Source organism: Testudinibacter sp. 'clade 2', from assembly GCF_006227735.1.
In the GTDB taxonomy this organism is placed as follows: Bacteria; Pseudomonadota; Gammaproteobacteria; order Enterobacterales; family Pasteurellaceae; genus Chelonobacter.
The window spans coordinates 1-11,628 of record NZ_VDHB01000030.1; the positions used below are offsets into that span (position 1 = coordinate 1).

An 11,628-nucleotide genomic window follows, 5' to 3' on the forward strand; every position below is an offset into this window, starting at 1 on the left:
AAGATCAACAGACCCTACTGTATTTTATTCGAGTTATTCGATGCATTGGCAAAGGCTGGTGACTGTTGTTGTAAGATCCGTGAAATCAAAAAATCCATCACGGCAAAAGTATAATCGTCATTGTACAAGGTGCTGCTGGTTAATACATATTGCCCGCCAACCACCACAAACGGGCTGGTAAATACCCCATATTTCTCGGTTGCTTCCACCGCCTCTTTGGCTTTTTCAGCGACCGCCTGTGATTTGATCTGCATTAAAAACTGATCCAGCGCTACATTGTGCTTTATCAGCCAGTGATAAAGATTTTCGCCCTCAACCAACGAAGATTTCCCTTGATGCTCAGCCGCGGTATCAAACAACAGCAGCTCCGCCAGATCCTGACGATCCAGATTATTCAAACTGTAATAGACATTCGGTCCGAACAACGCATCTTCGGTGGCGATAGGTTGTAAAATCAAGCGAATTTGCTCATCATGCAACCGTTGATACAAACTTAAATTATCAAACGCCGTCAGACAATAAGCACATTCATAACTAAAAAATAGCCTAACTTCGATTCGCCCATCAATCGGAGTGGATTTGATCGGAATCGTATAAGAAAAATAGTCTTTGCCGTCTTGAAAAACAGATTCGTCAACGCTGGCATGAGTATCAGAAGAAATGCCAGGTTCTGTTGGCTCGGCAACCGCACTTTCTGCTGCGCCGACAGCCGATGTAAGATTTTTAACTGGCGCTGTGCCAGCTAGCGTCTGTGCCCAAGCTGACGGGAAACATAATACCAACACTATCCCAAGCCGCCATAGCCGGCTTAGCCAGCTTAGCCGACTTATTCTGTTTTTCATGACCACTATCTCTTTGGAGCTTATCCCACTTAATTCGTATCCTAGGCTATTTTTAGCTAGGCTGCATATATTCTACCATTAACTGCAACTGTCGGTTACCACGAAACTCATTAATATCCAATTTATAGACAACTTTCATGGTTTTTATCGATAAATCAGGATAGCGCTGCGGATCAATATTAAACGCAATCGCATCAAACAACTGGGAGCTACCCTGTGGTTGCAATAGCATTTTTAAATGCCGCCCGCCCACCAAACGCTGTTGTAACACCCTAAACTCACCGTCAAACAGTGGCTCTGGAAAAGCTTGCCCCCAGGGGCCACAAGCTGCAATAAGCTCCGCAGTTTGTAAATTCATCTCGCTTGGCGACAATTCACCATCGCTCCAGATCGTGCCGGTCAACTGCTCTTGCGCCACACAGTCGCATACAATCTCAAGAAACTGTTGCTGAAACTCTACAAAACGGCTCTCGTCAACACTCAAGCCTGCCGCCATCGCATGTCCGCCAAATTTCAAAATCATGCCCGGACAACGCTGGTCAATGCGTTCCAACACATCTCTGATATGCAGTCCTTCAATCGAACGCGCCGAGCCTTTTAGCACCCCCGGCTGATCTTGAGTGAACGCCACCACCGGACGGTGAAATCGATCCTTAATCCGAGAAGCCAAAATACCCAACACGCCCTGATGCCAGTCTGCACGATATAATGCTATCGCATAAGGCAAGCTCTGTTCCAGCTCGTGTAATTGGCTACAAATTTGCAAAGCTTCCAGCTTCATGCCTTGCTCAATTTCTTTGCGAGTTTGGTTCAGCGCATCCAAATCATGTGCCAATTGGCGGGCAAGCTGCATATCATCCGCCAACAGCAGCTCGACCCCGACGCTCATATTATCTAAACGCCCAGCGGCATTTAATCTTGGTCCGATAGCAAAGCCCAGATCCGAAGCGGCGAAACGACTGAGATCGCGATTGGCAATTTCTGCCAACGCCTGAATGCCGTAGCGACAGCGTTGAGCACGAATTCGCTCCAGCCCTTGATGTGCCAAAATACGGTTATTTTGATCTAACGGCACTACATCCGCAATTGTACCCAATGCGACCAGATCCAAAAGTTCAGCAAAATTTGGCAGCTCTGAAGCCACAATTTCACCTCGATCACGCAGTGCCGCACGCACTGCCAGCATCAAATAAAAAGTAACCCCTACTCCGGCAAGCGATTTTGACGGAAAGTTACAGTCGGCTAAATTGGGATTGATAATCACATCGGCACTCGGCAATTGCTCCGGTGGCAAATGATGATCGGTGATGATCACCTTCACACCGCACTTTTTAATGAACTCTACGCCTTCATATGAGGAAACACCGTTATCCACCGTGATCAACAATGCAACTTGCTTTTCCAACGCCATTTTCGCCACATCGACACTTAAACCGTAGCCTTGTTCAAAACGGTTCGGCACCAAGTAATCGACCTGTTGAAAGCCGAGTTTACGTAATGCCAATACTGCAAGTGCGGTGCTGGTGGCGCCATCTGCATCAAAATCACCGACAATCACAATTTTTTGCTGTTCACGCCGAGCAGCCAACAACAATTCGACTGCCGCCGACATGCCGCTGAGTTGCTGTGGCGGCAACAGTGACTTCAAAGTGCGGTCTAACTGCTGTTGATTGGCAATGCCCCGTACTGAAAAAATACGGTTAAGTAGCGGGCTGTCCCCCAAAGGAAAAATGGTTTCCGCTTGGCGACGGCAGATAATTTTATTCACGCTGAAAATTGAACCTGTTGTTTAAAACTAAAAAGATAAAATAAACTAAACCCTGATAAATCAGGGCTTAGCTGTTGAACTATGCTCAATAATACATTCAACAAAAACTTATTGCGCTTCCTGCAAGGCAGCTAATAACTCTTTCGGCGGCAGATATCCACCGATCATTTCGCCACTGTCGGTGACGATGCTCGGTGTGCCACGTACGCCATATTGACGTCCCAAGGCGTAGTGTTGCGCCACGATATCCGGTGTCATCAGATTTTTTGGCAAATCACCGTTCTCTGCGGCGTCTAATGCTTGATTACGATCCTTCGCCTGCCAGATTGCTTCCATTTGACGTGCGGTTTGGTTGTCTAATCCGGCACGTGGAAACGCCAAGAAACGTAAGGTGATGCCCAAATTATTGTACTCGTCTTTTTTGCTGTAGAGTAAATGGCAATAATGGCAGGTGATATCCATAAACACCGTCACCACATATTTTTCATTTTTTGCCGGATAAACAATCATTTGATCGCTCAACGCATTTAACTTGCCGAACAATATTTTTTCACTCAAATTGACCAGCTCACCATTTTTAAATTCAAATAAATCGCCACGTAAAATATAGTTGCCGTCTTCAGAAACATAGAAGATTCCTTGATCTGAAACGACCGATTTAATACCTTTTATCGGTGCAGGTTGCACCTCGATATTGGTCATGCCCAGTGCCGAAAGGTGCTGATTGATCTCTGCATCGGAGCCGAATGCCAGACTACTGAACAACGTTGTGGCGAGCAAAATAGATTTTTTCATGGTTTTCCTTAATTATTTTAATAGTGTGTTATTCCAAGCTGAACGGCTTAACATAGGGCAGCATGCCTTTTTGCAGCATACTGCGCAAACCGCTGGAGTAGTTGCTGCCTAATCCCCTGATTTCAAAATTGATACCGACCGAATTATCGTAAAACACCTGATCCGCGGTAGCACTGCGATTACTGGAAGTCAGGTAACGACGTGCGCCGATGCCAACACTCCAGCAACAACTGTTATATTGAATGCCGCCATATTGTTCCACTGGTTTATTTAAGGCGACATCATGATAATAGCGACCAATAATCGCCCAGTTGTCATCTATATCCCAAGCCACCGTCGCACCAATCTGTTTGATATCTTGATTATAACTGTTAGCGCCACTTTGTAAATTTTGATTGATATAATCCTGGCTGGCATAACGATAGTTCAATTGCACCAAATTATTACCACTCGGGTTAAATTCCAACACCGTATTGGCAAGTGCGGTTTTGTTCAAGACCGTATCATATTGATAACTGCCACGCCAGTTCCAGTCGGAATTGATTTTCCAATTGGATTGCATCGACCAAGAAGAAGAGTTACGACTGGTGCTGTTGTCTTCTGATTTATCGATACGCGAAGCGGTCAAATAATAAATTTGTCCCAAAGAAAAGTTAAACCGCTCTTCAGAATTTTGATCAAAAAAGCGGGTCGTACCACCGACGGTTACTTGATTGGCTGATGCGATACGATCTAAGCCGCTGTAGCGACGATCACGAAACAGCGAGAAATAATCTTGTTGCAACAGGGCGCTGTCATAGCCCAAACCAAGATAGTTCGAATCCACGTTTTGTGCGCCGATATTACTTTGGTCTTTATACGGTCGATACAGATACTGTACATGCGGTTCGAGGGTTTGAGTGTATCCTTCAAACACCGATTTGGAATTTAATAAAATAGTCTGTAAATCGGCTTTAAACTGTGGCAGCACCCGATTGACACTGCTCTGCACCGCTTCTGCATTTTCGCCTTTGCCTGAAGTTTGGCGATAATGCGTTGCATATAATTTGGTTTGTAAATTCAAGCTGCCGTAATCATTGCTCAGAGGTAAATTCAGCTCCGGCTGCACATGAAAACGCCACGCTTTCGGCATAGACGAACTGTCGTTATCAAAATGCACTGCTTGAGAAAACAGCGCAAAATCCAACCAACCATTGGCTAAACCATTTTTATAGTAGTTAAAATCAATCTGTGGCAACGCACGATACGGTCCGATTTCAGCCTCATCAAAAATCTGGAATTGTCTACCGGAAATCACCAAATTATAGTTCGGCTGATAATAGCCCAAGCTGAATTTCTGAGTGGCATATCCATCAGTGCTGTTACCATATTCCGAGCTAAAGTCATTAAAATAACGCTTATCGCTCACTTTGGTATAATCCACATTCAAACGCCAATCACCAAATGTCGCGGCATGTTGCCAGAAAAACAGATGGCGTGATTTATTGTTGCCCAGATAGGTTTTTAAACGATCGCGATGCAAATATTCCGTTGCCACTGTGCCCAAACCAAACTGAGTCAAATAACGAAATTCGGTCAGCAACTGTAAACCACGATCCGTCATCATTTTCGGGGTAAAGGTCGCATCATAATTCGGTGCAATATTCCAATAAATCGGTTGTGCATAACTGAAGCCGTCACGACTCGACATACTAAATTGTGGCATTAACAATCCACTGCGGCGACGGTCGCCCAACGGCAACTGCCAATAGGGGGAATACAAAATCGGCACACCCAGCACTTTAAAACGTGCTCCCCACATTTCGGCAACTTCTTCTTGCAAATCTTGACGAATTTCATCGGCTTCGATCGACCAGGCATTATCATTCGGTAAGCAAGAAGTAAAAGTCGCATTGTGTAAAGTGCGGTAGCGCTCACGCATCTCGGCCTGTTGTGCGGTACCACGTCCTTGGCGACCGACAAATTGGTAATCGGCATTTTGCAAATCACTGTCTTTGCTGTTCAGATTAATTTTGGCATTGCGGCCTTTCAAATCGATCTGCTCGTCACGGTATTGCAAATCGCCGTCAATATAGGCAAAACGGGTCAGCTGCCCGGCATTATCTTGCGTGGTAATTTTCGCATATTGCGACTGCAAACGACGGTTTCCCTGTTGAATATCCACATCGCCCTGATAAGTTGCTTCCGTGGCATGCAACATTTCACCGCGATTGGCTTCGATGTACACCGGCAAATCATTCGGGTTGCCGCTAACCGGTGTGCCGCTAAAGTGCGGTACGCCCAACAGACACTGCTGACGCAAATCTGCTTGCGCCGCACTGCTGTGCACAGTGCCGTACAATGCACTCAGAATCAGGGTCGCCAGTAGGCTATAAGTATTTTTTTTCATTCTGTAACCCAAGCTAATAAAAATGGTGATAAAACAGCGAAACTGGGTTGATTGTACTCGAAATCCCTCCATTGATCATGCGAATATTTTCCTCTGCCGGACTATCCGACAAAAATTTTCATTGGTCTCAATATTCGCCTCAGAAATGATTGGCACATTTGACCTTAATAAGGGTAGAATGAAGTGATTTTTTATTCAGTTCACTTAATGAGGAAAAACTATGTCGCAATTACAAGAGTTACGTAAAATCACTGTGGTGGTTGCTGATACCGGTGATATCGAAGCCATTAAAACCTATCAGCCGCAAGATGCAACAACCAATCCGTCCCTGATTTTAAGCGCCTCGTCCCTGCCGCAATATGCGCCGTTGATTGATGATGCTATCGCTTATGCTAAACAGCAAAGCGACGATAAAAAACAGCAATTGATTGATGCCGAAGATAAATTGGCGGTGAATATTGGGTTAGAAATTCTGAAAATCGTACCGGGACGCATCTCGACCGAAGTCGATGCGCGCATGTCTTACGACACCGCGGCCACGATTGAAAAAGCGCGTAAATTGATCAAATTGTATAACCAAGCCGGCATCAGCAATGAACGCATTCTGATCAAAATCGCCTCCACTTGGCAAGGTATCCGTGCCGCAGAAGTGCTGGAAAAAGAGGGTATCAACTGCAACCTGACCCTGCTGTTTTCACAAGCTCAAGCCCGTGCCTGTGCCGAAGCCGGCGTTTACCTGATCTCTCCGTTTGTCGGTCGTATTCTGGATTGGTACAAAGCCAATAGCGATAAAAAAGAGTATGCGCCGCACGAAGATCCGGGTGTGGTGTCAGTGACCGAAATTTATAACTACTACAAAACCTACGACTACAAAACCGTGGTAATGGGTGCCAGCTTCCGTAATATCGGCGAAATCACCGAGTTGGCGGGCTGTGATCGCCTGACCATCGCCCCTGGTTTGTTGAAAGAGTTGCAAGAGAGCAATCAACCACTAGAGCGTAAGTTAGACTTCAAAGGCAACGTAAAAGAGCGCCCAGCGCCGCTGAGCGAAGCACAATTCTATTGGCAGCACAACAGCGATCCGATGGCAGTGGAAAAACTGACCGACGGTATCCGCAAATTCGCCGCCGACCAAGAGAAATTAGAAGCAATGCTGAGCACCAAACTGTAAGTTTGCCTGCTGCTTAAAACAAAACCGCACTTTAACGTGCGGTTTTTTTAGGCTGAGATGCAAGATTTAATTAGAACTGGTAGTTAATACCAACACGAATATCACGTCCTGCGCCGGCTAATGTTTCGCCACGTTGGGTATGCGGATAGTAAAACTTATTGAACGCATTGTTCACCGCAAAGTTGACATTCATCTTATCATTGCTGAACGGTTTCCAGTTGATATAGAAATCATGCACGGTATAACCTTCACGTTTTACCGGCGTGCTGCTTTCACGCACCAAGACTGAACCTTCGGCATCTTCAACCGTGCGGTTGCGCCAGCCCAGCTCAAGATCCGGCTGCATAAAGCGGTAGGCTAAAGAAGCTGTCCAAGTGCGCCCCACTTGCACTGCAAATTCCGGATTGGAACTGAGCAAGTTGTCTTTGTGCGTATCATAGATTCTTGGTTTGCTTTCTGCCACACCAACACGTGCGGTAAAGCCTTCCAACCGATACGCTGCACTCAGTTCATAGCCGTGATTTTTAATATAACCAGCATTTACCGTCTCTCTGATCGAATTTTCACCCGAACCGTGTCTGTTTTGTGGATTGGCAATCGCATTGCTGATTTTCTGCCAGAAATAGCTACCTGCCAATGAGAAATTGCCGTTATCATAGTTAAAGCCGATTTCAGTATTGCGGGCACGTTCAGCCACCGTACCGTCAGCAATGCTGATCACACCACGTTTACCGTGCGTTAGCAACGCATCGTATAAACGCGGGCTACGGGAAGCATAGTTATGATCAACACTGAAGCTCAAGCTGTCCAGCGGCTGCCAGATCAAACCAAGGCTTGGATTGAGACGTCCATCAGAGGCTGATTTACCATCGGTGGTTTTCACTTTGAAATAGTCGTAACGCAGACCGGTGGTCAAGGTGAAATCGCCTAAGGTGCTGATTGCTTCTAAATAGGTGCCGACATCAGTTTTTTTCGGTTCACCTAATGTATAGAATCGGTTCAAGAAAGCGTGCGGGGTAATTTTCTGATCACGATAGTTAACACCGTATTTCAACAGCACATTTTCACCAATCGGTGAGTCAAAATTCACGTTGGCACCACGGGTTTCAATTTTAGTTTTGGTCGGCCCTGCAATATTGCCACAATAGCCACAACCGGCATCATCAGCTGAATAACGATGGTTTTGCATGACGTAAACATTAGACGTTAATTGGCTGATAAAGCCCAGATTTTTCGCAGTCCACTCAAGGTTAGTATTTTTCAGCGTAGTTTCACGATAAGCCGGCGCTTGACCTACTAAATTCAACCGACCACCCGTAACAGTAAACTCTTCTCGCACGGTACGCACACCACGATGTTGATCCTGCATATGGCTTAACACCAAGCGATGATCACCCAAAGTAGCACCCAGTTTAATCATATAGTTACGTTTATCCAAGCCGCTGTAAGGCACGGTTTCTCCACCATCAATATTCTTATAGCCTCGACCCGCTTTGTAATTTTCCTCATCAGTGCGGTTAAATGAGAACAATGCATCAAAATTGCCGGATTTACCGAATAGCGCCCCGCCATAAGAGTGCCCCTCATTGCTAGAATAACCGCCGTTCAGTTTGAAACCGTAATCACGATCGCTGTTTTTTAACAGATCCAATGCATCAACTGTTTTGGTGATAATTGCGCCGTTGGTTGCGCCGATCCCAGCACTGGCTGAACCCGCCCCTTTTTGTACCGACACGCTTTTCAATAACGACGGATCGACGATAAAACGACCTTGATGGTATAGCACTTGACTGTCGGAGTAGGCATTGTCAATTTTGATATCGACCGAGTTTTGCCCCATGCCACGAATCGTCAGAAATTGTGATGTGCCGTTGCCGCCACCAAACGCAATCGACGGCTCTTCAGTCAATAGTCCTCGTAAATCGGTTTCAGTGTGCTCATCTTTCTCTTGTTCCGTCACTACGTTAGTTTCAATTTTGGTTCCTTGACGATCTGTGACCACAATCTCATCTAGTACTTGGTTCGATGTGTTGGTATTTGCCAAAGTGGATGTTGCTGTCAGTGCGCCTAATACCGCCAGACTGACATAGGTTAGCTTAAACTTGTTAGACATGTTGATATTTCCTTAGAGTTATTCATTTTAATCCAGTGTAGAAAATCGCTATCCTGCTAGCAATGTTGCTAAAAGAATCCTAAATCTACAAACTTACTGCAAAAATGCCGGAAAATTATAACACCTAGGTTATGAGAAAGTAAATGATATTTGTTCTCAAAATTGACTTATATCTTAACTTTAAAAAAACAAAACCGCACTTTACCATTTGAAGGTAAAGTGCGGTCAAAAATAATATTACAGATGTAAAAACAATCGCTTAGGTTTTGATCTTTTCTGCGCTAGTACCTTTACGTACCACTTTGGCTTGTTTCACCATATTATCGGAAACTTCAATAATCGTAATCAACAAACCCTCTATTTCACACACCGTCCCTGCTACCGGAATCTCTTCCAAATGCTCTAGAATCATACCATTAAAAGTGCGCGGCCCCTCGGTGCTGAGCTCCCAGCCAAACAGCTTATTCAGATCACGAATATTCGCCTGCCCATCAATCAATACTGAACCGTCAGACTGCTCACTGACCTCCTCTTCAATCGATGGCGTCATCGAAGTGGTAAATTCACCGACGATCTCTTCCAAAATATCTTCTAACGTAATCAAACCTTTCAGATCGCCGTATTCATCTACCACCAACCCGATCCGCTCTTTGTTGGTTTTAAAATTCAACAACTGAGTATTCAGCGGCGTGCCTTCAGGAATAAAATAGATTTCATCTGCCGCCCGCACCAAAGTCTCTTTGTTGAATTCATTTTTATCCAACATCAAACGGTAGGCTTCCCTCACGCGCAGCATACCCAGCACATTTTCGTCCATGTTGCCTTTATACAACACCACTCGACTGTGCGCTGCATGGTTGAGCTGGCGCATAATCGCTTTCCAATCGTCGTCAAGGTCAATACCGCCGATATCATTACGCGGCACCATGATGTCATCAACCGTCACTTGTTCCAAATCCAGAATTGAAAGCAGCATGTCTTGGTGCGCCGATGGAATAAATTTACCCGATTCATGCACAATGCTGCGCAGCTCTTCCTGGCTAATGCTGTGGTGTGCCTTATGGTCGGTTTTGATCCCCAACAGCTTAATCAACAGTTTGGTAAAAAAGTTAATGAAATAGACCAGTGGCAGCGAGATTTTCAATAATAGCGTCAGCAAGTGACTGGTGGTAAACCCGACTTTTTCCGGATACATCGCCGCCAAGGTTTTCGGCAGAATTTCAGAAAATACCAACATCACAAAGGTCAACGCACCGGTCGCAATCGCGACCCCGGCATCACCGAACAATCGCATCCCGATAATCGTCGAAATAGCAGAGGCGGCAATATTCACCATGTTGTTGAAAATTAACACTAAACCTAGCAGGGTATCGGTACGTTTAAGCAGGTTTTCCGCTTTTCTGGCACCAGAGTGCCCTTGCCCGGCAAGGTAACGCATACGATAGCGGTTGAGTGAAAGCAGACCGGTTTCCGAACCGGAGAAGTAGGCAGAACAAATAAGCAGTACGATTAAAGCGATAAACAGCGTACTAAGGGGGATACTGTCCAAAGAGATCATCCTTCCGTTAACAAATCATCCCGAAAAGTGCGGTTCCGACGGTGTCCATTTTGAGTTCAACCGCACTTTCGGACTTTGCTATAGCACTGTCAGAAAAGTCCGACTGCCAAAATAAGCAATAGTGAGTAAGATCATACCTGAAATTGTATAAATTAGCACCCTCTTTCCACGCCAATGCAGTTTGCGATGTCCGATCAACAGCAATCCGAACACAATCCACGCCAAAAACGAAAAAATCGCCTTTTGAATCTGCTCCGGTGCAAAGAAATTATGCAGCGACAGCGCACCACTCAGCAACGCCAATGTCAGCAACAGCTCCCCAATACACAAAATCTTGAAAAACTGGCGCTCAACGCTCATTAGTGACGGGATCATCGGCGAAAACACCACTTTTTTGCTTTTCAATTTTTTATCGAGCCAGTTCAGCTGAAACACATACAACAGCGCAATAAAACAGACCGCATAAGAGAGCAGCGCCAAGGTAATATGGATCAAAAGTGCGGTGTTATCCTGCAAATAGGCCACCACATGCCCCGGAATCAACACACCGACCAGAATACCGATGATCGCAAAGCTGTATACCATCGGCAACAAAAACCATAACGTATTCAAATGCGACAGCGCCATCGTCACCAACAGCACAATCAACAGCGTCATCAAATTCAGGATATTCAACAGGGTAAAATTCAGCCCGTCACCGCCGACCACAAACAATTGTTGAATAAAAACCCCATGCAGCAGCAGCGCCACCGCCGAGCTGATGATAAAACGGCTACGCTTAGGAATTGTTGCCTTCTCGCCGCCGCTTTGCGCCTGCAACAACTGCGGCAAGAGGGTGAAAGTACAGATTAAATAAGCGATAATCGCTAATCCGGCAGATAAATACATGGCTGATATCTCTTTTTGGTAATACTCAGACCGCACTTATAAAAAAATAAGCGCGGAAATAATGCTGCAACTCACTTTTATTGATAACTATTCCGCTTGAAAGT

The 11,628-nt window shown here is 45.4% G+C and carries 8 protein-coding genes; 1 reads left to right on the forward strand and 7 read right to left on the reverse strand.

Features of this window, described 5'->3' with window-relative positions; translation table 11 throughout:
• Positions 1-14 precede the first annotated feature (14 nt).
• The 4 genes from FHQ30_RS03185 to lptD form a co-directional block, all read right to left on the reverse strand.
• On the reverse strand, positions 15-842 hold the full coding sequence (locus tag FHQ30_RS03185) for a thioredoxin domain-containing protein (RefSeq protein WP_139611871.1): 828 nt from the start codon (positions 840-842) through the stop codon (positions 15-17).
• 52 nt (positions 843-894) lie between these two features.
• Positions 895-2,610 (reverse strand): single-stranded-DNA-specific exonuclease RecJ, encoded by a 1,716-nt coding sequence (recJ, locus tag FHQ30_RS03190; protein ID WP_139611872.1) that lies wholly within the window; start codon positions 2,608-2,610, stop codon positions 895-897.
• 108 nt (positions 2,611-2,718) lie between these two features.
• Positions 2,719-3,405 carry a bifunctional protein-disulfide isomerase/oxidoreductase DsbC gene (gene dsbC / locus FHQ30_RS03195; protein ID WP_139611873.1) on the reverse strand — a complete coding sequence of 229 codons (687 nt, stop codon included), beginning with the start codon at positions 3,403-3,405 and terminating at the stop codon, positions 2,719-2,721.
• Positions 3,406-3,433: 28 nt separating this feature from the next.
• The gene (lptD, locus tag FHQ30_RS03200; RefSeq protein WP_139611874.1) at positions 3,434-5,794 is read right to left on the reverse strand and encodes an LPS assembly protein LptD; all 2,361 of its coding nucleotides are present in this window, start codon (positions 5,792-5,794) and stop codon (positions 3,434-3,436) included.
• A gap of 220 nt (positions 5,795-6,014) precedes the next feature.
• Here lptD and tal point away from each other — a divergent pair, with 220 nt between their 5' ends.
• Entirely contained in the window at positions 6,015-6,965 is a 951-nt protein-coding gene (tal, locus tag FHQ30_RS03205) for a transaldolase (RefSeq protein ID WP_132965967.1), read from the forward strand.
• Positions 6,966-7,035: 70 nt separating this feature from the next.
• Here tal and FHQ30_RS03210 read toward each other — a convergent pair whose 3' ends face one another.
• The 3 genes from FHQ30_RS03210 to FHQ30_RS03220 form a co-directional block, all read right to left on the reverse strand.
• The gene (locus FHQ30_RS03210; protein ID WP_139611875.1) at positions 7,036-9,078 is read right to left on the reverse strand and encodes a TonB-dependent receptor domain-containing protein; all 2,043 of its coding nucleotides are present in this window, start codon (positions 9,076-9,078) and stop codon (positions 7,036-7,038) included.
• Between the two features lie 259 nt (positions 9,079-9,337).
• Positions 9,338-10,627, reverse strand: a complete 1,290-nt coding sequence (locus tag FHQ30_RS03215) for an HlyC/CorC family transporter (protein ID WP_139611876.1) — start codon at positions 10,625-10,627, stop codon at positions 9,338-9,340.
• Between the two features lie 87 nt (positions 10,628-10,714).
• Positions 10,715-11,524 (reverse strand): cytochrome C assembly family protein, encoded by an 810-nt coding sequence (locus FHQ30_RS03220; RefSeq protein WP_139611877.1) that lies wholly within the window; start codon positions 11,522-11,524, stop codon positions 10,715-10,717.
• Positions 11,525-11,628: the final 104 nt, after the last annotated feature.